The sequence below is a fragment of the Mesorhizobium sp. WSM4821 genome, from assembly GCF_055901555.1.
This window is the reverse complement of the sequence record NZ_CM148371.1, coordinates 276,037-300,677: the sequence shown is the minus strand read 5'-3', so window position 1 is coordinate 300,677 and position 24,641 is coordinate 276,037. Positions and strand designations below refer to the sequence as shown.

At 60.6% G+C, this 24,641-nt stretch carries 17 protein-coding genes and 3 pseudogenes; 15 read left to right on the top strand and 5 right to left on the bottom strand.

Annotated elements, in window-relative coordinates:
- Positions 1–410 precede the first annotated feature (410 nt).
- The gene (locus AC0NID_RS01360) at positions 411–833 is read right to left on the bottom strand and encodes a MerR family transcriptional regulator (protein WP_473458441.1); all 423 of its coding nucleotides are present in this window, start codon (positions 831–833) and stop codon (positions 411–413) included.
- A gap of 72 nt (positions 834–905) precedes the next feature.
- On the opposite strand from AC0NID_RS01360, the pseudogene AC0NID_RS01355 reads away from it, so the two are divergent.
- The 4 genes and pseudogenes from AC0NID_RS01355 (at position 906) to AC0NID_RS01340 (ending at position 9,476) form a co-directional block, all read left to right on the top strand.
- A pseudogene (locus AC0NID_RS01355) lies at positions 906–3,132 on the top strand (heavy metal translocating P-type ATPase).
- A gap of 683 nt (positions 3,133–3,815) precedes the next feature.
- Positions 3,816–7,169, top strand: coding sequence for an AAA family ATPase (locus tag AC0NID_RS01350; RefSeq protein ID WP_473458443.1), 3,354 nt, complete (start codon positions 3,816–3,818; stop codon positions 7,167–7,169).
- Positions 7,166–8,047: an HNH endonuclease family protein gene (locus tag AC0NID_RS01345; RefSeq protein WP_473458445.1), complete on the top strand. Its 882-nt coding sequence runs from the start codon at positions 7,166–7,168 to the stop codon at positions 8,045–8,047. Before AC0NID_RS01350 ends, AC0NID_RS01345 begins: the two co-directional genes overlap by 4 nt.
- On the top strand, positions 8,037–9,476 hold the full coding sequence (locus AC0NID_RS01340) for a class I SAM-dependent DNA methyltransferase (protein WP_473458447.1): 1,440 nt from the start codon (positions 8,037–8,039) through the stop codon (positions 9,474–9,476). Before AC0NID_RS01345 ends, AC0NID_RS01340 begins: the two co-directional genes overlap by 11 nt.
- A gap of 391 nt (positions 9,477–9,867) precedes the next feature.
- Here the strand turns inward: AC0NID_RS01340 and AC0NID_RS01335 are convergent.
- A pseudogene (locus AC0NID_RS01335) lies at positions 9,868–10,872 on the bottom strand (IS91 family transposase); the annotation flags it as partial.
- A gap of 300 nt (positions 10,873–11,172) precedes the next feature.
- Between AC0NID_RS01335 and AC0NID_RS01330 the strand changes: the two are divergent.
- The 6 genes from AC0NID_RS01330 (at position 11,173) to AC0NID_RS01305 (ending at position 16,306) form a co-directional block, all read left to right on the top strand.
- The gene (locus tag AC0NID_RS01330; protein WP_473458449.1) at positions 11,173–12,273 is read left to right on the top strand and encodes a tyrosine-type recombinase/integrase; all 1,101 of its coding nucleotides are present in this window, start codon (positions 11,173–11,175) and stop codon (positions 12,271–12,273) included.
- Positions 12,273–13,031: a tyrosine-type recombinase/integrase gene (locus AC0NID_RS01325; protein WP_473458451.1), complete on the top strand. Its 759-nt coding sequence runs from the start codon at positions 12,273–12,275 to the stop codon at positions 13,029–13,031. The genes AC0NID_RS01330 and AC0NID_RS01325 overlap by 1 nt, the downstream gene beginning before the upstream one ends.
- Positions 13,032–13,139: 108 nt before the next feature.
- Positions 13,140–14,378: a site-specific integrase gene (locus tag AC0NID_RS01320; RefSeq protein ID WP_473458453.1), complete on the top strand. Its 1,239-nt coding sequence runs from the start codon at positions 13,140–13,142 to the stop codon at positions 14,376–14,378.
- Entirely contained in the window at positions 14,375–15,310 is a 936-nt protein-coding gene (locus AC0NID_RS01315; protein ID WP_473458455.1) for a tyrosine-type recombinase/integrase, read from the top strand. The genes AC0NID_RS01320 and AC0NID_RS01315 overlap by 4 nt, the downstream gene beginning before the upstream one ends.
- Positions 15,307–15,726 carry a site-specific integrase gene (locus AC0NID_RS01310; protein ID WP_473458457.1) on the top strand — a complete coding sequence of 140 codons (420 nt, stop codon included), beginning with the start codon at positions 15,307–15,309 and terminating at the stop codon, positions 15,724–15,726. Before AC0NID_RS01315 ends, AC0NID_RS01310 begins: the two co-directional genes overlap by 4 nt.
- Positions 15,701–16,306, top strand: a complete 606-nt coding sequence (locus AC0NID_RS01305) for a tyrosine-type recombinase/integrase (RefSeq protein WP_473458459.1) — start codon at positions 15,701–15,703, stop codon at positions 16,304–16,306. Before AC0NID_RS01310 ends, AC0NID_RS01305 begins: the two co-directional genes overlap by 26 nt.
- On the opposite strand, the gene AC0NID_RS01300 is transcribed toward AC0NID_RS01305, so the two are convergent.
- Positions 16,307–17,122 carry a tyrosine-type recombinase/integrase gene (locus AC0NID_RS01300; protein WP_473458460.1) on the bottom strand — a complete coding sequence of 272 codons (816 nt, stop codon included), beginning with the start codon at positions 17,120–17,122 and terminating at the stop codon, positions 16,307–16,309.
- Positions 17,123–17,861: 739 nt separating this feature from the next.
- Here AC0NID_RS01300 and ltrA point away from each other — a divergent pair.
- On the top strand, positions 17,862–19,100 hold the full coding sequence (ltrA, locus tag AC0NID_RS01295) for a group II intron reverse transcriptase/maturase (RefSeq protein WP_473458462.1): 1,239 nt from the start codon (positions 17,862–17,864) through the stop codon (positions 19,098–19,100).
- A 363-nt stretch (positions 19,101–19,463) separates the two neighbouring features.
- On the top strand, positions 19,464–19,886 hold the full coding sequence (locus AC0NID_RS01290; protein ID WP_473458464.1) for a hypothetical protein: 423 nt from the start codon (positions 19,464–19,466) through the stop codon (positions 19,884–19,886).
- A gap of 92 nt (positions 19,887–19,978) precedes the next feature.
- On the opposite strand, the gene AC0NID_RS01285 is transcribed toward AC0NID_RS01290, so the two are convergent.
- Both AC0NID_RS01285 and AC0NID_RS01280 read right to left on the bottom strand, forming a co-directional pair.
- Entirely contained in the window at positions 19,979–20,761 is a 783-nt protein-coding gene (locus AC0NID_RS01285) for a hypothetical protein (RefSeq protein WP_473458465.1), read from the bottom strand.
- 18 nt (positions 20,762–20,779) lie between these two features.
- Positions 20,780–21,052, bottom strand: coding sequence for a hypothetical protein (locus AC0NID_RS01280; protein WP_473458467.1), 273 nt, complete (start codon positions 21,050–21,052; stop codon positions 20,780–20,782).
- A 137-nt stretch (positions 21,053–21,189) separates the two neighbouring features.
- On the opposite strand from AC0NID_RS01280, the gene AC0NID_RS01275 reads away from it, so the two are divergent.
- The 3 genes and pseudogenes from AC0NID_RS01275 to AC0NID_RS01265 all read left to right on the top strand — a co-directional run bounded on the left by AC0NID_RS01275 (position 21,190) and on the right by AC0NID_RS01265 (position 24,094).
- A complete protein-coding gene (locus AC0NID_RS01275) occupies positions 21,190–22,128 on the top strand; it encodes a thermonuclease family protein (RefSeq protein ID WP_473458469.1) in 939 nt (312 codons plus the stop codon).
- A gap of 349 nt (positions 22,129–22,477) precedes the next feature.
- Positions 22,478–23,416, top strand: a pseudogene (locus AC0NID_RS01270) (DNA methyltransferase); the annotation flags it as partial.
- A gap of 6 nt (positions 23,417–23,422) precedes the next feature.
- Entirely contained in the window at positions 23,423–24,094 is a 672-nt protein-coding gene (locus AC0NID_RS01265; protein ID WP_474033459.1) for a restriction endonuclease, read from the top strand.
- Positions 24,095–24,641: the final 547 nt, after the last annotated feature.

Sequence of the window (24,641 nt, the reverse complement as noted above, 5' to 3'; positions counted from 1 at the left end):
GCCTGAGCGCACCAAGTCCGACTGAAACGGGTCCGTCTGCATTTCGCTGAGAATTTGAGGGCAACGGTTGCGGTCCCAGCGTGTTTTTGTCTTCAAGTGTCGGCAATGTTCATGGCCGAAGCGATACGGCCAACGCATCGGCGGTGCCGCTCCGCCTTTCTCAAAATCACCTTCGGTCTGGCCCATCTGGTTTGTTCCATGGGCAAAGCAAATCACGTCCTTGTGACGCGCCGATGCAAAGGAATAGAGGGCCGCCGCTACCGGACAATTGCCGGAGTGCAAGCCGCACTTCAGCTCGTGGCTTAGCCGTGGTCAAAATCATCACCTCGCCGTGCAGTCGCGCCTCATGACCTGGATGGTGGCGGAAAGGCCGGCTCACGAATGATTAGATCGTTCGAGATCGGGTCCAGTCAGGGCCGGGCGTGTTCGCATTGGCTGTGATCGGCCAGCACCTCAATCACCCGGCATTCGCCGACCTTCCCGTGCCGGCAGCCTTCGACCATGAGTTCCAGTTCGGCCTTCAATGCCGTGAGGCTGCGTATCCGCTGAACGACGTCGGCCAGCCGCGCCTGGGCTATGGTGTCGGCCGTGGCGCAAGGTTGGCTGGGATTATCCTGCAACGTCAGCAGGGTGCGGATGGCCTCGATGCCGAACCCCAACTCGCGTGAATGGCGAATAAACGCCAGCCGGCGCAAATCGCTGGTTTCATAGTGCCGTTGATTGCCTTCTTTGCGGTTCGGCGCGGGCAGCAGGCCGATCTGCTCATAGTAGCGGATGGTCGGCATTTTCACGCCGCTCTGTCGTGCCGCTTCGCCAATCGGGCCACTACGCATGATTTTTTCGCTTGCTCCTCTAGTCGCTAGAGAATGTAGCCTGCCGCTGGAATGGTTCTAAGGAGTGAGGCGATGGCTGCAACCGCCGCACAAACCCCTTATCGCGTCGAAGGCATGGATTGTGCCGGCTGCGCGACGAAAGTCGATAGCGCGCTGCGGCGCATGCATGGCGTCCAGGATGTGAACGTCTCGGTCACTGCCGGCACCATGACCGTCAGGCACACTGCTGAAAGCGACCTCGCCGCGATCGAAAAGAAGGTGACGGGCCTCGGCTATTCTGTGGCTCAGCTCAGGAGCGAAACCAGACGGAATGCCAAGCCGGCCGGGCACGGCACCAAAGGCGGCCATGATCACGCTGGCTACGACCATGCTGGCCGCGACCATGCCGGCACAGCCAATGATGACCACGACGACGTGGAGGGCTTGCATGGCCACGACCGCACGCCGGCCACGGGGCCGTGGTGGAACAGCGCCAAAGGCCGGCTGAGCATCGCCAGCGGCGCCGCATTGGCCGCAGCTTTTGCGATTCACTATGTCTGGCCGGCCACCGGCGTCGAGCTTTTCATTGCCGCCATGCTGATCGGACTGGTGCCGATTGCACGGCGAGCTGTGATGGCCGCGCTCGCCGGCATTCCCTTCACCATCGAAACGCTGATGACCATCGCCGCGATCGGCGCCGTCATCATCGGTGCCGGCGAGGAAGCCGCCACCGTGGTCTTCCTGTTCCTCGTCGGCGAGTTGCTGGAAGGCGTGGCCGCCGGCAAGGCGCGCTCCAGCATCCAGGCGCTGACCACGCTGGTGCCCAAGACGGCATTCCTGGAGGAGAATGGCGCCACGCGCGAAGTTTGGCGCCGTCATTCTGGTGCGGCCGGGCGATCGCATTCCAGCCGACGGCAAGATCATCGAGGGGGAAAGCGCCATCGATGAATCGCCGGTGTCGGGGGAAAGCGTGCCGATGCGCAAGGGCGTCGACGCGGACGTGTTCGCCGGCACCATCAATGGCGATGGCGTGTTGCGCATCACCGTCACGGCTGCGGCGTCCGACAACACCATCGCCCGCATCGTCAAGCTGGTCGAGGAGGCCCAGGAAAGCAAGGCGCCGACGGAACGCTTCATCGACCGTTTCTCACGCTGGTATACGCCCGCCGTCGTCGCCGTGGGGGCTCTGGTGGCCGTCGTCCCGCCGCTGGCCTTCGGCGGCGACTGGAACGAATGGGTCTACAAAGGCCTGGCGCTGCTGCTCGTCGGCTGCCCCTGCGCGCTCGTCATATCGGTGCCGGCGGCAATCGCCGCCTCGCTCTCGGCCGGCGCCAGGCGTGGTCTTTTAATGAAAGGCGGCGCGGTGATGGAAGGCTTGGGCAAGATCACCGCCGTGGCTTTGGACAAGACCGGGACGCTGACTGAAGGCAAGCCCGTGGTGACGGATGTCGTGGCCATCGAGATCAGCGAAAAAGAGGTGCTGTCGCTGGCCGCTGCACTCGAAACCGGATCGAGCCATCCGCTTGCCCTGGCTATCCTGCGAAAGGCCAAGGCCGATCGCGTGCCGGTGCTGCCGGCGGCGGAGGCCAAGGCGCTCGGCGGCAAGGGCGTCGTCGGTCGCATTGGCGGTAAGAACGTCTTCCTGGGCTCGCCGATCGCTGGAGGCGAGAAGGTCGCGCTGCCGGCCGAGCAGGCGGCCTGCATCGCCGAACTCAACGACCAGAACAAGTCGGTGTCGGTGCTGCTGATCAACGATGTGCTGGCCGGTTTCATCGCCATGCGCGACGAGCCTCGGCCGGACGCGCAGGCCGGCCTCAAGGCGCTGACCGATGTTAGCATCAGGACTGTCATGCTGACTGGCGACAACCAGCGCACGGCGGCAGCAATCGGCAAGCACCTCGATATCGAGGTGCGCTCGGAACTGCTGCCCGAAGACAAGCAGCGCATTGTCGGCGAGTTGAAAGGGCAGGGGCTGACGGTCGCTAAGGTCGGCGACGGCATCAACGATGCGCCGGCGCTCGCCGCGGCCGACATCGGCATTGCCATGGGCGGCGGCACCGATGTCGCCCTGGAGACGGCAGATGCGGCGGTGCTGCATGGCCGCGTCGGCGATGTCGCGGCGATGATAAAACTGTCTCAGGCGACCATGGCCAACATCAAGCAGAACATCACCATGGCGTTGGGGCTGAAGGCGGTGTTCCTGGTGACGACCGTAGTCGGCATCACCGGCCTGTGGCCCGCCATTCTCGCCGACACAGGCGCGACGGTCCTGGTGACAGCCAACGCCATGCGGCTGTTGCGCTGGAAAGGTGGGGTGTAGATTGCCGCCTTCTATGTCATTTGGGACGGCTCGATGCAGTGAGCCGTGCCGGCTCTTCATGGCCATGCGCGGCTTCCGACGCTCGCGCGAAGCCGCACACGAAAGTTCTGCTTCTCTTCTTTTTTCGTTCGCACGAATGAGCCGCCGAGCCCTCTTTCGGACGCTCTTCTGTCGCCGATTTTGACCGACTTAATGCGGATGTTCGCCGGGCTATCTTTGAACCTCCTTGTCTGCCGCGGCGTCAGTTTGCCTGGGGTTCTTGGAAGCTTTTCGAACTTTCTGGGTCGCGCCTCCGCCCGAATTGCGGGCGCTTATGGACAACGTAGGACAGTAGACTCGGTTTTAGGATACTTTGGGAGGCATCGAGTGTGGACGGCAGCTTTGCGCCCCATCGGTCATTAGGCAAGGCAACAGCGTCGCTTGAAAGCGGACGTCGTTTTTGCACTAAGGTAGGGTCGTTGGCTATGTCCCGCAGTTGCGCGCTCGAGCCTCAGTCGCGGTCCCATGGGGGATGCGCTTGAGGTTGCAGGATGGTAGTGGTTCATCCTGCACTGGGTCGCCTTGCAAGCGCTCAGGACACTGCCTAGGACAGGGAGTGGGCTGAGGGGTAAGGCAACGGGGGGTTGAGAAAATGGTTTGTTCGCTCGCGTCGCCAAGCGATTTGTGGGTAGCGTTGGGTAGCGATGGTCTCCGCTGAAACTCCCGGCGGCTGGGTCTGCACGACCCTAGAGCGCATCACACTAAGTGTTCGTCACGGGGTCGAACCTGCCGCCGCAGCAGATCTTCCGTACGTTGGTCTTGAGCATATCGAACGCGGGACCGGCCGTCTCCTCGGCTTTGGACGATCCGGAGATGTGCGTAGCAGCAAGCTCCAGTTCCAGGAGGGCGACGTCCTCTACGGCCGGTTGCGCCCCAACCTGAACAAGGTTTGGAGGGCAGATCGTGCCGGCATCTGTTCTACCGAATTTGAAGTCTTTCGTCAGCTCGACGGCGTTGATCCCGACTTCCTCGCTCTCCGCCTGAGGTCTCCAGATTTCGTCGCTTTTGCCTCGAGCCAGGTTGGCGAAAGCCTTTACCCTCGCGTGCGGTTGCAGCAAATCGGGCCATTCAAACTCCTGCTGCCGCCCCGTCCGGAGCAGACCCGCATCGCCGAGCAGGCCAAAGCCCTGATGGACCAGGTCGACGAGGTTGACGAACGGGTCCTTCGCGCCGCCTCCAATCTCCCGTCTTACCGGCGAGCCATATTGGAGGAAGCCGTCTTCGGCCAACTCACCGCTCAATGGCGCAAACAAAATCCTGCAAAGCCCGATGAAGCCGTCGCGCGCTTGGCCAGCATGGCCGATCCCATTCCGTCGAACGATGAAGCGGCGGATGCTGACACCGCATCAAACAACTTTCGTGCTGACGGAGCACTGCGATCCTTAGACCTGCCTCCTTCATGGTTGGCGCTCCTCTGGCGCGACATAGGGCATGCGCAGAACGGCCGATCGTTTCCGAGCAACGAGTATGGATCCAGCGGTGCACGGCTGATGAGACCGGGTAATCTCGCCCCCGATGGCTCAATAATCTGGTCCGAGGCCAACACGAGATACCTGCCACCCGCTTACCTCGACGTTTATCCGGATCTGGTTATCCAGCCCCATGAGGTCATTATGAACCTCACGGCACAATCACTCGCGGATGACTTTCTTGGCCGGACTTGCCTGACCGGGCCGAACGACCGGTCGTTGCTCAACCAACGGCTTGCCCGCCTGAGCGCACCTGGGATCAACCCAGCTTATCTTCACTATGTTTTTCGTTCCCCCCATTTCCGACGGTTCGTCGATGGCCTCGCCACCGGCACCGTCATCCAGCACCTTTCGACCCGGCAGCTCGGCTCATTTGTCATTCCGGTCCCACCGCTCGCTGAACAAGTCGAGATTGTCAGAATGCTTGACCAGAGCCTGGCGAAAGCGGCGGCGACGGAAGCCGCCGCACGCGCCGCTGCCGCCCGGACCGCAGATCTGCGTCTAAGCATCCTGATCAAAGCCGCTTCCGGGCAGATCACCGATCAGCGTTCCCAGGATGGAGATGCTTCCAACCTACTCAACGCCTTATCTGACGAAATCGAATGGCGTCGTGCAGACGCGCAGTCCGCGCGCGCGCGCAGGAGATCCGAAATGCCTGAAGCCATCCCGCCATCTATGTCGCTGCGCGAATCCCTTCTGGAGCAAAGCCGCAATCTCACCGAGCCGTCGCTACTGGACGGCACTCGCCACGATTTTGACGACGTCGTACAACTTTACGATGACCTGCTGTCCGATGAGACCCTTCTCAAACAGTTCAAGTCGGCCGGTCAGAAATTCCGTCAGACCGTCACCCGCGCGTCAATCGAGGCCGTGGAGGAAGAGCATGTGCCGGGCAGCAAATTTCGCCTGGTCAGCCTATGGATCGACGAATTCAAAAACCTGCGGAACTATGACGTTCAGTTCCAGCCCGATTTTGCGATCGATGTCGTGTTGGGCTGGAATGGCACCGGCAAGTCCAATCTCTTCGAAGCACTCGTGATCATTTTTCGTGATCTGTTCATGTCTAAGGGTAAGCTACCCGCTACACCCTTCGGTTATAATATCCGTTATCAATGCGGCGGCCGGACCGTGGAAGTCGAATGGACTCCCAACGGTCGCAGAAGCCTGAAGACCAAGGCATCGGCCGCTGGTGACGAGGACGGTCGTCTTGGTCGCATCACGCGCGATGAGCTCCCGCTGCCTCGTTTTGTTTTCGGCTATTACTCCGGCCCGACCAACCGGCTTGCCGAGCACTTTCTGCCGCTCGACCGCGAGCATTATTTTCGTCTGGTCAACAGCCCGTCCGACAGTCCCGAAACGATGGTCCGCCTTCTCGAAAAACGGCGGTTCTTCTGCGCACATACCCACCACGCTAAATATGTGATGCTCGGCTTCTTCTACAAAGAGGACGACGCGATCGGTCGCTTCCTGCGGGAGCGCCTACGCATCATCGGATTTCGATCAGCCGTTTTCGTGATCAAAAAGCCGGATTGGGCCCGGCCGGGAGAGGATGAAACGACTTTCTGGGGCGCAACCGGCATAGTCCGGCACTTCCTCGAGCGTCTGCGCCGTATTTCCGTTGCGCCGGTGAAGGTCGTGCAGTCTGTTGACGAAGGCTATCGTCGCACGCAGGAAGAGCAGCTGCATTTCCTCATACCGGATCTCGACAGCCTGCGTCTCCTTGCGGCCGAGTATCCCGATGCCCGAAGCTTCTTCCTCGCTCTCGAAAGCACGGATTTTTCTCGAATGGTGCGAGAGGTGAAGGTGAGCGTCAAGGTGGCCGGCGAGGACGGAACTCATGTTCCCATCACCTTCCGCGAAATGAGTGAGGGCGAGCAGCAGCTTCTGACGGTCCTAGGTCTCTTGCGATTCACCAAGGCCCACGACTCGCTCGTCCTACTCGATGAGCCCGACACCCACCTTAATCCACACTGGGCGGTCGACTATCTCGACCTGCTCAGCCGTGTCATGGGCGACGGCGAGCCATCAGAAGAGGAGAGGAGCAGCCAGATTCTCATGTCGACCCACGACCCGCTCGTCATCGTCGCGCTTGATCGTGAGCAGATCCACTTGCTCAAGCGCAATCGCTCGACAGGACGCTGCGAGTGGGAGACGGCCAGCGAAAATCCGCGTGGCCTGGGCTTCACCGGCATCCTCACGAGCGAAATGTTCGGTTTCGGGTCGGACCTCGATCGTCCGACCATGGATCTTTTGCGCGTGCAGGCGAGACTTGCGGGCAAAGAGGGGGCGCTCGACGAGGGAGAAGCAAAGGAACTGGAAGAGGTAACCGCGGCGATCGATCAGTTGGGGTTCGCCACCGCCGTGTCCGACCCCTATTATCGCTCGTTTCTGCAGGGCGTGCAGCGGCGCTCGCGCCTAGCCGAGCTAATGGGGGCGGAGTTCCGTGATAAGTCGGATCTCGAATCCCTCGCTCGCGAAACCGACGAAATCCTGGCAGAGATCGAAGCCGAAGAGGCCGCATCGAAATGAGATGGATCCTCGCCGACGACGTCGAGGACGAGCTTCCAGCCGATTGGGACGACATTGTCGCTGCGGCCGTTGCGTTCGTTGAACAGGAAGCGCAGAAAGCCCGGCAGGCCGCTCAAGCGGCGGGAAAGACCGCCGGAGAGGTCGAGCAGGCGTACCGTACAGGCCTTCACAAAGCCATCGGAAAGCGTGGCAACGTGTGGGCGACGGCGAGCGCGGCGTTGAAGTCAGCCAGCAATGGTAAATGCTGGTACTGCGAAAAAAAGCCCGCACGCTCCGACATGCCGATCGATCACTTCCGGCCAAAGGCCAGCGTCCACGAAGCTGCCGAGCATTCGGGCTATTGGTGGCTTGCCTTCGAATGGCACAATTTTCGCCTTTCCTGCACCTTCTGCAATAGCCGGCGCCGAGACGTCGTCACAGGCGTCACAGGAGGCAAACAGGACTATTTCCCCATTCTTGAGCCACCACCCCGCCAGCTCTGTGCAAACGATGCGGACGACAGACCTATGCTGCTCGACCCTCTGGTAGATGCCGATACGAAGCTACTTGCCTTTCACCCAAATGGCCGCTCCGCGCCGTCGAACGATGATGAAGGGCACGAGGATCATCTTCGCGCTGAGACCAGCATCGATCTCTACCATCTAAACCACACCGCGATCGTTCGTGAGAGGAAAACGCTCGCCCGCCAGATCCGACAACTTGTCGAGGAGGGCGAAAGAGCCGTTGCAGTCGGCGATGAGAATACCCGCCGCCTGCGCAAGAAGGACATTCTCAAACTAAGTCGGTGCAAGGCCGAGCTCTCCACCGCTGCGCGCTTCTATCTGGGCACTTACAGAAATCTCCCTTGGGTTCAGGAAATCTTTGAACGTGACTTCTAAACAGGACATGATGTCGGATGCGGACATCAAAGCCATTATTCAACGACTTTGGACTTTTTGTAGCCTTCTCAAGGATGATGGCGTTAGCTACAGCGATTATGTCGAGCAACTGACCTATCTCCTCTTCCTGAAGATGGAAAAAGAGGCGGTTTCGGCCGCAGGCACCCGCTCGACCCTCCCCGGGCAATACCGCTGGTCCAATCTGGTCGGCCGCTCCGGGCTCGACTTGGAAACACAATATTTTGCGACCTTGCAGGCGCTGGCTAAGGAGCCGGGTTCTGTTGGTCGCATTTTCGTTCGAGCCCAGAATCGCATCCAAGACGCCGCTAAACTGCGCCGCCTCATCCAGCTGATCGACGCCGAGCGTTGGTCAGACATGACAGCCGACATCAAAGGCGCGATCTACGAGGGATTGCTTGAGCGGAACGCCGAAGACGTGAAAAGCGGCGCCGGCCAGTATTTCACACCTCGCGCCCTCGTCCGCGCAATCGTCGCGGTCCTCGATCCCAAACCCAACGACCGCATCAATGACCCGGCTTGCGGGACCGGCGGCTTCCTCCTCGAAGCGCATCGCCGGATCGCCAAGCAGCATCCAGGCCAGGTGGCAAAAGTCTATTCGGGGTCCGAAATCGTCCCCGCAACGGCGCGGCTTTGTCTCATGAATCTCTATCTTCGCGGAATATCCCAGAGCGCCACCCACATCCAAACGGGTGATGCACTGGTTTATCCGGCTGACGAGACTTTCGACCTCGTGCTCTCAAACCCGCCTTTCGGCCGGCGAAGCAGCATGACGTTCACCAACGCCGCGAAAGGTGATCCGGATCAACTAGTTTACGAGCGCAGCGACTTCGTGGCAACGACGAGTAACAAGCAGCTCAACTTTCTTCAGCACATAATGTCAGCGCTCGCGGACAAGGGCAGAGCCGCCGTCATCGTCTCAGACAACACGCTGTCCGAAGCCGGCGCGGCCACATCCGTCCGCCGTCAGCTTCTGGAGAACTTCGACGTTCACACGCTGCTCCGCCTCCCGGTCGGCATCTTTTACGCTGGCTCGGTGCAGGCTACGGTCATCTTTTTCGAGCGACTGCAGAGTCCTCGACTCGGCCGACAAGTCTGGACATACGACCTGCGATCCGGAACGCGCTTCTCCCGCCGCGCAAAACCCTTCGACGATGACGCGCTTGCCGACTTCCTCGCCTGCTACGGAGGCTCGCATCGAAGTAACAGGAAGGAAAGCGAACGCTTCAGCGTTCAAGAGGTGGACGACATCCTCCGCTCCGAGCGTTGTAGCCTCAATATCGGTTTGCGAAAGATGGGCGCCACGGTCGACCAGATCGACGCCCCAGATGTCATTGTCGCTGACATTATAGAGGACTTGTGCGCCGCCCTTGATGCGATCCGTTCGCTGGAGGAGCAAATGGCACAATAGGTCTGTGTATGGCATGCGGGATGCCGAGCCCCCTGCAAGAGCTTCGATGGCAGCTTTCCTGCGACCGTTGCCATAAGCTGCCAGTCCGCTGTCGTGAAGAGTTTCGGGCGCCGGCAGGCGTACGAAAGTCCCCGAGGAAGGAACCCGCGGGGCACAGTCGACGGCTATGGGGATTTCGATCTGCGGCCGATGTCGGCGATGGTGCTACTGCGGCTGGGAAGCGTGGGGATTGATGCGGAGAGGCCGCATCGTTGGGCCTCCGCGCGGTCCAGCCAATCCCGCACGAGGCTCGTTGCGACCCTGTCGGCGGCGATATTGACGGTGGACGCGCGCGGGTCCGTTGCCGGAGGCGAAGCGCCTGCGGGTGAAGGTTCGACCATGCCATGCCGGGTCATGGAGTTGTCTCCCGGTTCGTCGCGGTTGCATCGGGCGGACCGCGTGGCTGCCTCCAGCGCTCGAACGTCTCGATGATGATCATGCGTCCGCCGCAGCAAGGGCATGGCGGGCGGAAGTCTTCCGGTACGTCGGGATCCCCGGGGCTGGGCAGCTCGGCGACATCCAGGAGTTCGCGGGCGAGCGCAAGGCTGGCCTTGCGGGCGGAGCCGGCGAGCAGGCCGTAGTGCCGGATGCGATGGAAGCCGCGCGGCAGGACATGGAGCAGGAAGCGGCGGATGAACTCGTCGGCCGCCAGCGTCATGGCCTGCTGCCGATCAACGCCGTCGCGGCGATAGTCCTTGTAACGGAAGGTGACGCCGTCCTGGTCGAACGCGATCAGGCGGCGGTTCGAGATCGCCACCCGGTGGGTGTAGCGCGACAGATAGGCGAGCACCGCCTCCGGTCCGGCGAACGGCGCCTTGGCATAGACCACCCATCGCTTCCCCCGAACGGGAGCAAGGTGGCGCAGGAAGGCGCGTCGCTCGACGAGGTGCGCCATGGTCCCGAAGAAGCCGAGCTGCCCGGCGTCGTGCAGAGCGACCAGCCGGGTAAGGAACAATCGGCGGAATAGCTTGCCAAGCACGCGCACCGGAAGCAGGAACGCCGGCCGCGACGAGATCCAGCGGCTTCCGTCAGGTGCGATGCCGCCGCCCGGCACGATCATGTGCACGTGCGGATGGTGGGTCATCGCCGAACCCCAGGTGTGGAGAACGGCGGTGATGCCGATGCGCACCCCGAGGTGTTTTGGATCGGCGGCGATCGTCAGCATCGTCTCCGACGCCGCCTTGAACAGCAGGTCGTAGACCAGCGCCTTGTTCTGGAACGCGATGTCGGCGACTTCGGCGGGCAGCGTGAACACGACGTGGAAGTAGCCGACCGGCAGCAGGTCGGCCTCGCGCGCGGCCAGCCATGTCCGCGCCGCCGCGCCCTGGCACTTCGGACAGTGCCGGTTGCGGCAGGTAATGGGCGTCGCCCATTACCTGCCTTATGGGCAGATCCAGTAATGGGGAGCTGTCGTGCTGACATCGACATTTTTCGGTGAATTGTTGCGCTTTTTGTCTCCATAACAGCGCGGTCCTGCGCCTCCGTCGGCTCGGCCATCGATGGCCGGTCACAAACGGAGACGAACATGTTGGAGACCTACTTCTCGGCATCGAAGCTGCTGGGGCATCTGCGGAGCGGACCAAGCGGACCATACCTTGACGGTTTCGCAGCCGCGCTCGAGCGGCAGGGCTATAGTGCCGGCACGGCCGCGCGATATTTGCGGGCGGCGGCGCACCTCGGCCATGTCGTGGCTCGGCAAGGGGCAATGCCCAACGATATTGATCTGGCGGTGTTCAGCGAGCACTTGCGCAGTTGTCGATGTCCGCGCGCCATGGGAGGGCGTCGCAACCACCACACCATTTTCGGCGCCAGGCTCTTTCGCGAGCACCTTGTCGAAATCGGCGTTTGCGAGTCCGCCGCTGCCGCATTGCAGCGTGCCGAGCCGTGCTTGGTGGCTCACTTCAAAGTGTGGCTGCGCAAGCACCGCGGGGCGTCCGATCCCACCATAAAGCTCTACGCCCGCGACGCCGCCCACTTGATGGCGGCACTCGGGGACGATCCAGAAAGGTGGGAACCAGCCGCCATTCGCAGCTTTTTCCTGGACCGCGCGAGCCATTGCGGCAATGGAACCGTCGAGAAGCTGACGACCAGCCTGCGCGCGTTCTTGCGGTATCTTGCTGTCGAAGGCCGCTGCCGAGCGGGTCTCGCCGATGTCGTTCCTGGCTATGCCCGTTGGCGGCTTGCCGACTTGCCGCGATATCTATCGGCGGAGCAGGTGAACCCGCTGATCGCGGCATGCGATGGCGAAGTCGTTGCGCGTCGGCGTGATCGCGCGATCGTCCTGCTCTTGGCGCGCCTCGGGCTGCGGGCCGGCGACGTGGCGCAACTCCACCTCGACGACATCGAGTGGGAGACGGGCTCGCTGCGGGTCTCGGGCAAGTCGCGCTACGAGGTGCGTCTGCCGCTTCCGCAAGACGTCGGGGATGCGATCGCCGCCTACCTCGCGTGCCGCCCTTCGACCTGCCCGAGCGATCACGTGTTCCTCCGCAATATCGCGCCGTTTCGACCGTTCCGGAACGGTGACGGCATCTCGTCGGTGGTGAAACGCCTCATGCAGCGGGCCGGCATCGTGGCGCCAGTCAAGGGCGCACACGTCCTGCGACACACGGCGGCGACCGAGATGCTGCGCCATGGCGTTCCGCTCGAGAAGATCGGGTTGGTCCTGCGGCACCGAGGCATCGACACGACGGCCCATTACGCCAAGGCCGATGTCATGCTCCTGAAGCAAATCGCGCAGCCCTGGCCGGAGGTTCTGTGATGTTGAAGGCCATCGAGACTTATCTGGCGCTCCGCCGTGCCACTGGATTCGCGATGCTGAATGCGGAATATCTGCTCAGGAGCTTTGCCGCCTTTGCGACCGAGCGCGGGCAAACGCATGTAAACACGCAAACCGCAATCGATTGGGCGGCGCGCGGACCGTCTGTCGCGCAACGCGATGCCCGACTGAAAGCCGTTTGCCGCTTTGTGCGTCATGTCCGGGTTGAAGACGCCCGGCATGAGCTGCCGCCGGTTAATCACTTCGGCGCCCGCAAGACGCGGCGCTCGCCGCATATCTACTCAGCAGCGGAGATCGATAGCCTGATCGAGGCCGCCGTTCGGCTTCGACCCAAAGGCGGCTTGCGCTCACGGACCTATGCGACATTGATCGCACTGCTCTCAGTCACCGGGTTGAGGATCTCCGAAGCGCTGAAGTTGACGGTCGCCGACGTGACGCGCGACGGCCTGCTGATCCGCGAGACGAAGTTCCGGAAAACCCGCCTGGTGCCGCTGCACGACACGGCAGTAGCGGGCTTGACGGGCTATCTGGCGCGTCGCCGGCCCTGTTCCGAGACTGATCCGGTGTTCGTTGACGCGCGTGGTCTGCCGCTGCGCTACATTGCTGTCAAAGAGACCTTCGACAGGCTGGTTGACAGGGCAGGTATCGTACCGGCGGCGAAGCGCCGCCCGCGTCTGCACGATCTGCGCCATAATTCCGAGGCCCAGATTATTCCGAGCTCCCCGTTCGAGTTCGCTTGATACTCGTTGAAGTTCAAAGGCCTGGGCCGAGCCTTAACGGTTTATGCCTCGGTATTATTCGGCTGTCGTCTCCGGGCGGGGATTGTCCCGACTCTGAGGAGGCGAACGATGACGGATCGGAACGGCGGCGCAACGGCGCCAAGCAAGGGCCCCCATGTGAGCCCGTTGGTCATTCACATTGTTGGATTCGGCGCACGTCTTGGCGGTGAGGGTTACACGCCGGGGTCGGTGCACGATAAATGCGAGCTCGTAGCGGATCTCAGTCGCTGGCTCGATGGGTGCAGCCTTTCGCTGGATGTGCTCGATGAGGAGGTTCTCCGCCAATATCATGCAGCCCGCCACCGCCGGGGACATTTGCGGCGTGGCGAGGCGGCCACCGGTCGGCAACTGCTCAGGTACTTACGTGACCTCGGTTGCATTCGAGCCGTCCCGCCAGAGGTTGATCGGAGTCCTCTGGGTGAGCTCACCCGAGATTTCGGGCGCTACCTGAGTGCGGAGCGTGGCCTCTCACCGGCGACCTTGAGCAACTATCTGCCGATTGTTCGATGCTTTCTGATCGGGCGGTTTGAGGACAAGTCGATGCGGCTAGATGAGCTGCGCCCAATCGATGTCCATCGTTTCGTTGTCCGTTACGCAAAGACGGGAAGCCGTCGCCGGGCGCAGCTGATGATCACAGCATTGCGCTCGTTTCTGCGCTTTCTGCAACAGCGGGGCGCAATCGCGACGGATCTCGCTCGCGCAGTGCCTGGGGTGGCCAACTGGAGCTTGGTGAACCTACCTAAGTCGCTTCCGCCTGAACAGGTCGAGCAGATGCTCGCGTTTTGCGATCGCGGCACGCCGGTCGGCCAGCGAGATTATGCGATCTTGTTGTTCCTGGCCCGCTTGGGGCTGCGTGCAGGCGAGGTCGTCGCTTTGACCTTGGACGATTTGGATTGGGAACTGGGCGAGATTGTCGTCCGCGGCAAGGGCCAGCGGCTGGGACGACTGCCATTACCGGCGGATGTCGGTGCGGCGCTGGTCGACTATTTGCGGCACGTTCGTCCGATCTGCTCGACGCGGCGGGTCTTCATCCGCATGCGAGCGCCATTGCATGGTCTGGTCGGCTCCAGCGCCGTCGACTGTGTCGTCTATCGCGCGCTCAAGCGCGCCGGACTGAACCCAAAGTTCAAAGGGGCTCACCTGCTACGCCACTCCCTGGCCACCGAGCTGCTGCGCCGAGGCGCTTCGCTTACCGAGATCGGACAACTCCTGCGCCATAGCCAGCCGACCACCACGCAGATCTACGCCAAGGTGGATTTCGCGGCGCTACGGACCGTTGGGATGGCTTGGCCGGGAGCTGCGTCATGAGCCCGTTGCAGGCTGCGCTCGACGAGTATCTGGCCATGCGTCGTGCCCTCGGGCACGAGCTCCGTCTGGCCGGACACCTGTTGCAACAGTTCCTCGCGTTCGCCGATCAGGCTGGCGCGACCTACGTCACCGCCGATCTCGCATTGGCATGGGCAACCCAGCCTGCCAGCGCGCAGCCCGCCGAGTGGGCGCGACGCTTGGGGATCGCACGTCGTTTTGCAGAGTACTGCGCCGCGCTAGACCCACGCAACACCGTGCCGTCTCGGGGGTTGCTTCCCGATCGGTATCAACGTCCGCCGCCTTACATTTATCGCGACGAGGAGATCGCTAGTTTACTCGAGGCGGCGCGGCGACTGCCCTCTGTGACCGGATTACGGCCTCACACCTATTCCACGCTCTTCGGATTATATGCGGTCACCGGCATGCGGTGCAGCGAACCGCTGAAGCTCGATCGCAATGACGTGGACATGGCGAACGGCGTGCTGACCGTCCGCGGCACAAAGTTCGGCAAGTCGCGCTACGTGCCGCTGCACGCCTCCGCTGGGCGTGCTCTGCAAGATTACGCAACACGCCGAGGTGATTTGTGCCGCAACCCGGGAAGTCTAAGCTTCTTTGTCTCCGAGGCCGGCGCCCGCCTGACCCATTGGAGCGTCCGATGGACGTTCGTCAAACTGTCTCACCAGATAGGCTTGCGCGGCGCCGGCGACCGCCGGGGGCCACGGCTGCATGATCTTCGCCATCGCATGGCCGTCAATACCCTGCTGCGCTGGTACCGCGACGGGGTCGATGTCGAGCGCCACCTGCCGGTGCTCTCGACTTACCTCGGGCACGCACACGTCACCGACACCTACTGGTATCTCACCGCAACGCCAGAGTTACTGCAGTGCGCCCTACTGCGAGTGGAGCCATCCGAGCGGGGAGAACCGGCATGAAGAGCGCTAGCACATTTCCCACTCTGCTGGAGGGGTTCTTCATGGACCGGCTCATGCGACAGAGACAGGTGAGTCCCCACACGCTCGCGAGCTACCGCGATACCTTTCGTTTGTTGCTGCACTATGCGCAGCGATTTCTGGGCAAGGCGCCTTCGGCGTTGACGCTGCCTGATCTGGACACCCCCTTTCTCGGCGCTTTCCTCGATCATCTCGAACAGGACCGCAATAACAGCGCCCGCAGTCGCAACGTTCGCCTCGCTGCTATCCATTCATTTTTCCGCTACGTGGCCCTGCACGCACCAGAGCACAGCGCCTTGGCCCAGCGCGTGCTCGCGATGCCGAGCAAGCGCTATTTGCGGCGACCAATCGACTTTCTTACGCACGATCGAAGTGGCCGCTCTGCTCGCCGCTCCTGACCTCAATATCTGGAGCGGGCGGCGCGATCGGGCGTTGCTGCTTCTGGCCGTCCAAACCGGACTGCGCGCCTCCGAACTCCTCGGTCTGCGCTGCCAGGACGTCGTGCTCGGCCCCGGCGCCCACGTACGATGTCAAGGCAAGGGGCGCAAAGTCCGCAACACACCCCTGCGCAAAGAGACCATCGCGGTTCTGCGCACTTGGCTTCAAGAGCGCCAGGGCCAGGCCTCAGAACCTGCCTTTCCGACCATCACCGGCACGGTGCTGAGCCATGACGCCCTGCAATACTTGCTCAACAAACATCTTGCCATTGCGCGTCGTCACTGCACCTCATTGTCCGGAAAGCATGTGACGCCTCATGTGCTTCGACACACGCTGGCGATGGACTTGCTTCACCACGGCGTCGACCGTTCCGTGATCGCCCTCTGGCTCGGCCACGAGTCGGTGGAAACGACATCCATTTATTTGCAGGCCGATATGAAGCTCAAGGAAGACGCACTTGCCAAGTCGCCGTCCGCTGATGTTCGCGCCAGCCGGTATCGTCCCGACGATCATCTCATGGCCTTCCTCAGGAGCCTCTGATTATGCCGACACACATGTGAGCATATCCCGAGAAACGCTTGGGGTTTTCGCGCCATCTGGGGGCCCACTCGGAATAATCTGGGCCTCGGAATTATGGCGCAGTGTGTGCGGCCCGACCCGCTTGGCGATGTCGGCGGCCCGGGCCGCCTCGACGACGATGCGATAGAGCTGCCGCGTGCTGATCGGCTTCATCGCGTGCTGTCCCGGGAACAGCCAGCCGTCGCGATGCATCACGCCTTGCTGGCGCCCGACCTTCCACCACTCACGCAGCAGCGTCAGCAGATCCGCCGAGAGCATCGCGTTGCGATAGCGCCCGCCCTTGCCACGCTCGACGCGCAGAAGCATGCGCTCGCTGTCGACGTCGGCGACCTTCAGCATCGACACCTCGGCGACCCGCAGAACCGCACCATAGGCGACAGAGAGCGCGGCCTGGTGCTTGAGACACGTGGTGGCATTGAGCAGCCGGGCAACCTCGTCGCGGCTCAGCACCACGGGCAGGTTGCGCCGATGCGCCAGCCGGACGAGCCTGCGCGCCAGGTCCGGGCGGTCGAGCGTGTGGATGAAGAGGAAGCGCAGCGCCGACACGATGCTGTTCATCGTCGGCACCGGAACGCCGTCCTCCTGCTGCTCGATCTGGAACCGGCGCAGATCGTCGGCGGTAGCGGTATCCGGTGAACGCCCGAGGAATGCCGCCAGGCGTCCGATGTCGCGGAGATAGTTGCGCTGCGTCTCGCGTGAGAAACGCCGCAGGTTCATGTCGTCGATCAGCCGCTGGCGCAGCGGGCTGATGGGTGTGTCGGGATGGGGGTGCTGCATGGTCGGGCTCCTTGTTGAAGAAGCCCGTCATGCTCCGCCGCTGCCGTGCGACGCTCAATGGAGGCCCGACCTCCGGCCTGCGCCCACTACCTCAACCCCAGGCCCCCTCCCGCGCGAGCGGGTTCGTTGTGTGCCCAGCATGTTCAACCGCTTGGGGGTGAAAGTCCCTTAGCCAACCTGATGGAGGTGAAGGCTTAGCGAAGCGCAAGGGCATTATCGCGAGGTGGTGTCTGAAGGAAGCGTGGAGCAAAACCGCGACCTGACGAACAGAAACCGGATGTGAGGCATCCCTGGCCGGACGAGCGGGCAACGTGTCGCGAAGTCCATATCCATCAAGGGCAGGGCTGTAGATCCGGCAGGTGCGCGGGGAAGGCGATTGAATTTACCTGGGGAGGCCTGCGTCATGTTCCGACTTCGGAACTGAGGGAACCGCAAGGTGACCTGACCGTGATGCAGGAGTCAGCAGAGGGCGTAGTAGGTGATGCTGTCGGCAAGGCTAGTGAGGCACTCCAAGGCCGAAAGGCGGAGCAAACGGATAGGCCGAGCCGGAAACGATGACCGAAGGCCCGAACGATTGGAAGTGGCAAGTAGGACCGGCAACTCATGAGTGGAAAGCGGCAGAAGACCCAGTATTCACTGGCCCTGGAACCGAGGGACCGGGGTGAAGCCCCTGTCAGCGGTCACCAAGGGGCCGAACCACTCGTGGCGAAGTCGGCACCCGAAAGCCCGGCTTGGATTAATGGAGACGGTATGTAGCCGAGAGAATCTGGAAACAGCGTGGAAACGCGTTCGAAGCAACAAGGGCGGTCCAGGCGTGGATGGGATGACCATCGACGACGCCAAGGGCTACCTGCGTGAGCACTGGCCAAGCATTCGGTCTCGATTGATCGAGGGAACCTATCAGCCGCAGCCGGTCAAGCGGGTCGAAATCCCCAAGCCGGACGGCGGGGTCAGAAAACTCGGCGTACCTTGCGTCGTCGACAGACTGATCCAGCAAGCCCTGCTGCAGGTCCTCCAAGAGCAGTGGGACCCGACGTTCTCGGAGCAAAGCTACGGCTTCCGCCCGGGACGCTCTGCCCATCAGGCAGTAGCCCAAGCGCAATGCTACATTGCCGAGGGTTCCAGCTACGTGGTTGACCTCGACCTCGAAAGATTTTTCGACCGGGTTAATCATGATAGCCTAATGGCGCGCGTTGCCGCGAGGGTGTCCGATAAGCGTGTGCTCAAACTCATCCGAGCATTTCTCAATGCGGGGGTGATGGAGGATGGCTTGGTCCGTCCGGTGGACGAAGGGACCCCGCAAGGCGGTCCGCTCTCGCCCATCCTAAGCAACCTCCTGCTCGACGACCTCGACAAGGAACTGGCCCGACGTGGTCTCCGCTTCTGCCGTTACGCGGACGACTGCAACATCTATGTTCGCAGCCGCCGCGCCGGCGAACGGGTCATGGCTTCCGTAAGCCGGTTCCTGACCAAGAAGCTGCGGCTGAAGGTCAACGAGGCGAAGAGCGCGGTGGCGCGACCGGAGGAGCGGAAGTTCCTCGGGTTCAGCATCTCGAATGACGGGAGCGAGCGGCGCATCGCGCCGAGGGCCCTCGACAAATTCAAGACGCTGATCCGGGACATGACACGCCGGACACGGGGGATCAGTCTGCCGCAGTTGATCAAGGAGCTGAAGCCATACCTCATCGGATGGCGCGGTTACTTCGGCTTCTGCCAGACCCCACGGGTGCTTACGAACTTGGAAGCGTGGATCCGCCGAAGACTACGGATGTATCTCTGGCGGCAATGGGGGAACGGGCACAACCGCTTCAAGGAACTGCGCCATCGTGGCGTCCCAAAGTTCAGTGCTGCGGTTGCAGCCGGTTCGCCGACGGGATTCTGGCGCATGTCAGGACACCCGGCGGTCCAACAGGCCCTGCGCAACCATTACTTCGAGTCTCTCGGCCTCCCTCGACTCCATGTCTCTGCCCAAGCCTAATCCGATCGAACCGCCGTGGTACGGACCCGTATGCCCGGTGGTGTGGGAGGGGTGGCGTCGCGAGGCGTCCCCCTATCCCGATCATCGGCCCCAAAACCATCTTGACTGAATGTCAGGAATGCATGCGAAGTCACATTCCTCGGCGGGCACTCCCTCCGCCAGTCTTGCGGCGCGGGGTAGCAACTTCGCTCATGGCTTCCTCCGAATCTGCGGAAGCCTCTTTGAATCACGCTAACCTGCGGCGGGCCACAAATTACACGCCGTCGTTAACCTGAACTCGTTGCCCTGGCCTCCCCAGCCATCGGCTTAGGTGTGGGGTTTATCGCATTGATGCAGTGGCGCACTGCACACGACCGTGTGGTCATGGAATTGTTCGAACGGAGGATCGAGATTTACGATCGGGCAAATGAGCTTCTGAAAGATGCCCATCGGCATGGCGTATATGTCGACCCGATGGTTGTTGGGCAGTTTCACGCTATCCGCAACAAGGCGCGTTTCGTATTCGGCGCCGACGTAAATGCGTACCTTAAGATTTGGCATGAAACTTTAATTGACATGACTACCTCAGCTGAGATGTTGAAAGACGCAGGGACCCCGGAGCGATCTCACCATGTGAAGATCGCCCACGGCTCGCTAAAGAAGGTCCTCCGCTTCAACGACGAGTTTACCGATCTCTGCGCTCCGTACATGAAAATGGATCAACGCCGCGTTCGTTCTTTCTCCGAATGGCTGCGCCAAAGGAATACGCTGCGACTGAGCTTCGATGACCAGAACCGCGCGACGTGAAATGAGGCGCGCGATTTTGGCAATGGCGTCGGCATCTGGCGTTCTCACCGGTTGCTAGCTTGCTAGCCGCACCGTAGGTCGCATTGGCCCTTCTATTGCTCGTCTTCCTTTTTAGGGGGCGCCTCCTCCGAACGGTGGACCTCAATTTGTTTCTCGACGATCGATTTAATTAGCTCATTTAGCAATGGTGCGCGCCGCTTCAAAAGAAGATTGGATGGCGTGATATGGTCTACTGAGGCGAATGGTGTGCTTAAATCTGCCACCGTAGTTAGCGTGCTAAACAACATGTCCCGCATAAGGGACTGGCTTCGACCAAATTGTCCCAATTGGTCTATTATTTGAGCTAACGCTGATGCAACCTTGTCCTCAGTTGGCACGACTTCGTTTAAATCTGGGTAGTCAGCCGAGATTTTGATGTATTGTTCTTCCAATTTCGGCCACCAAAGCTCAAACGTCTTTTGGAGGCGAACATCGTCAATTGGATTATCAGCAACCGCGTTTACTGATTTAACCAGCTTTCGCATCCCCTCCATTTCAAATTTGTTGTGCTGAAACTGTTGAAGCGGACTATGTAGCAGCGAAAGCGGGTCCATATCGCACAGTACCGGCGCAACCTTTCCAGGAAGTATGTTTGACAAGGCGCCAGCTTCGAAAAGAACCCAAGGCGCAGCAAAGTTCATTTTTGTCAGCACGAGAACGCCAAACCGCGCTTCGTTTAGGTTGGTGGCTATGCTGTTTAAACCACGATCGCCCGATGCGATGTCAGATTCGGACATGAAGACATCGGCAAACTGCAGAACGTCCGGCAGCCAATCCTTCAAAGCCATTGCAATTTGCTTGCTCTTTTGGCCCGACCAACTCGCGAATATTCTCATCGCCGCCTCGAAGAAACGTTAGGTTTTTGGGGCGCCGCAGCGCCCCTTGAGAATTGCGATCTCGGTTTCGTGGTCGCCGCCCGACATCGAGGAAACCGGCACGCCTATTAGAAAAACGCCCAATGCGTCCCCGGTCACAGCCTTGTTTTGCTGATTTGATACGATAGCCAAACGCTCTCTGTCCGCCTTCGTGCAGGGGCCGGCATTCGGAACGCCCGCGATCTTGTCGGGCGGCGTGGCGCACGCCACCAGTCCAGTAAGCATTGAAATCGTCAAAGCGAATCGCTTCACAGTCCTCACCCCTTTTTACAGCCCGGCGGCAACATCGCGTAGTGGAAGACTGCGCGCAAGCTCGCTCGTCGACAGATTCGACAACAAAGTGCAAAAGGCGCATGATCCCATCTGGTGTCGGGGGATACCTTCATGCATTGGCGTTTGTATTTCGCCGCCAAATCAGCGGTTCTTATTTCGGTGACGCTGCGTCCGGCCGAAAGCCGCTCAGGCGGCGCGATGTGATGATGGGCTACAGGTCTCGCTACGATAATCGGTCCGACCAGTGGCGGAAGCGCAGCGGGCCAAAGCGGCATCATCGGCGCTGGTTGTCGGGCGTGCCTATGCGGGTTTTCGTGACCGTGGCCGCAGCTTCGGCTTTGGTAACGCAATTCGCCCTGCAACACACAGGCTCGCTGCCTGAGATCAATCTACAGAATTTGACCAAGCCGACCCCGGCCCCGATCTCTGGGGTGGCTTCGGTCATCGACGGCGACACAATTGAAATCCATGGGCAGCGCATCCGCTTCAATGGCATCGACGCGCCCGAGAGCCAGCAATACTGCAACGACGCTAAAGGTTTCGAATACCCGTGCGGGCGCCGCTCCGCCGAAGCACTGGACGGCTTCCTGTCGGCGTCAAAGCCGGTCCAATGCACTTTCGTCACGTGGGATAGCTATGACCGCTATGTTGGCGATTGCCGGCGCGCGGACGGCTCCAGTGTCGCCGCCTGGATGGTCAAGCATGGCCAAGCGCTCGATTGGCCGAAATACAGCAATGGTGCCTATGCAGGGCAGCAAACTAAGGCGAAGGCGTCAAAGATCGGTGTTTGGGTAGGGACGTTTCAAGTTCCATGGGACTGGCGAGCGCAGCGTAGCGACGATCCGCAAGCGACGCCGGCACCGCTCTTTGCGATCGGCAACGGCAGCTCAGGATGCAACATCAAAGGCAACATTTCAGCGGACGGTGAACACATCTATCACGTGCCTGGCCAAAAGTATTACAGCGTCGCCAAAATCACCGAAGCCAAGGGCGAAAGATGGTTCTGCTCAGAGGCAGAAGCCGTTGCCGCCGGTTGGCGACAATCGAAAAGATAGTCGGTTGGCGGAAGCATGTTCCGTCGGTTTCGTTGATTCCTGCGCTTCAGCCACGACTGGCCGAAACGGGTCACCACTTTCTGCGTGAAAGATACGCTCACAGGAGAATTTCTCTGCGCACCAGACGCATAACAGCATAATTAGATGTTAGTTATTTGGTAAGCTTTCCACAATTCTAATTTAAGGTATGTAAGACATTGTCGTTTAGCGCAACTAGGGCGGCGACGATGAACAAACTATTCTTTGGTGACAATCTCCACGTTCTTCGCGAGAGAATTAGCCGGAATCTGTCGATCTCGTCTATCTCGATCCGCCATTCAATTCTAATGCCAACTACAACGTACTTTTCCGAGAGGATGGCGGGGCGCCGACCGAAGCGCAAGCCGAAGCCTTCAGGGACACTTGGGAGTGGGGCGAACACGCAGCTGAGGCATATGAAGATGTCATGCGTGCATCTGGCGATGTTGCACTTGCGCTTAGAGGCTTGAAGGCTTGGATCGGACAGAATGCCATGATGACTTACTTAGCCATGATGGCGGCGCGAATGCTTGAGCTTAGAGACGTCTTGAAGCCGACCGGATCGCTCTATTTGCACTGTGACCCGAAGGCCAGCCACTATCTTAAGATCCTTCTGGATGCTGTTTTCGGCCACGATAATTTTCGCAACGAAGTGATTTGGAAGCGAACCGGTTCTCATAATTCGGCACGCCGCTACGGACCGGTACATGACGTGCTTTTGTTCTATGGGCGATCAGACAAATGCATCTGGAATCCCCAGATGCAGGAATATGATCATATCTACAAAAAGAAGTTCGGGAAAATAGATCAGGCGACCGGTGAAGCGTTCCAAGACGTCGCTTTAACCGGGCCAGGAACGCGAACAGGGCCAAGTGGACAAGCGTGGCGTGGGTTCGATCCTACCGAGCAAGGCAGGCACTGGCAGCCGGCCTCGTACCTCTATGCGAAGTATGAGAAGGTCACGGGCCGGCAGCTCAGCGATTTTGATTTTCTGGATCGGCTGGAAGAATTGGACCGGATCGGCTTGCTCTATTTCCCGCGGAATGGCGGATTTGTCCGATACAAACAGTTCTTAGTAGATGCGCCGGGTGTGCCGCTGCGAGATGTGTGGACCGATATCGACGCGATCAATTCGCAAGCTCAGGAGAGGATGGGCTATCCAACCCAGAAGCCGGTCGCCCTCCTAGAGCGCATCATTGCAACATCCTCGAATGAGGGAGATGTGGTCCTCGATCCGTTTTGCGGGTGCGGTACTTCCGTTGAGGCCGCTGAGCGGTTGAACCGTCATTGGATCGGTATCGACGTTACCCACTACGCTGTCACGCTCATTGAAGCTCGGCTTAAAGCAAATCACCCAAATGCCATTTATGAGGTTCAAGGCCGCCCGGTTGATCTGGCATCGGCGCGCGATTTGGCGAGGCGTGACAAGCATCAATTCCAATGGTGGGCGGCGTGGCGCGTTGGTGCGCAAACCTACCGGGAAGAAAAGCGAGGTGCGGACCGGGGCATTGACGGCAACATCCTGTATAAAAACGGTCCCTTTGGTGACGGTCGGATTATTATTTCGGTGAAGGGAGGCGAGCATGTCGGCGCGCAGATGGTGCGGGATCTTCGAGGTGTGACCGAACGGGAAGAAGCGGAAATGGGGATTCTGGTCACGTTGACTGATCCCACGCAACCAATGATCCGGGAAGCCGCCGACGCTGGCTTTGTGGCGCGTTCTGCCCATGGCCGAATACCTAGAATGCAGATCGCAACCGTAGAAGACATGCTTTCCGGCCGCATGCCGAAATTGCCGCCACTGCCGATCCCGGAAAAGAAGCTGACCCCATCCATTCGAAGGAAGGACAAGGATCAGCTCGAACTGCTTCTGCCATTCGAGGGAGAGAAGATTATTCCGGCGAAAGGCGTGATTGTCGATCCGCGTTTCGTGGCGCTCACGGGCTAGAGTGCCGATCGAGCCAGTGGCTGCCAAAGACTGACGGAGGATTGCTCCGCTTTGCACGATGATTCTTTTCGATTTTTTTTGCAGGCGTACCGGGTCGCTAACCAAAATGCTCAACGGCGCTATGCGAGCATATTATGATGGCGAGTTCCACTCCACTCTGGCCGTGATGTGCTGAGCCAAACTGGCGAGGTCGGCGATACAAAGCCCATTGGTTGAAAGGCCGTGTCTGAATGTCAGGAACGCGCCTCAACTCCGCCGTCCACGCTTGGCCTGTGTGCACGGCCGTAAACCGTCTTTCGTTTACGTTGGGTGTAGGCAAGCCCCAATCGGCGCTGATAGCTTGCGCAGAGGCGCTCCGTTTGTGGCGATAGGTAATTCCATCTGGGACATGGGCGGTTCGGCGATATCGTTTCTCGACGATTTCGAACAGATGCGAGCGCTGTTGGCCGGTAGGGGAGTGGGCCATCGAGGACGAGCAGGCGCGCCCGGATGAGTTTGTCGAAGAGGCGTGGGAAGCTTCCATCGAGATGGGCGAGCGCAATCCTCC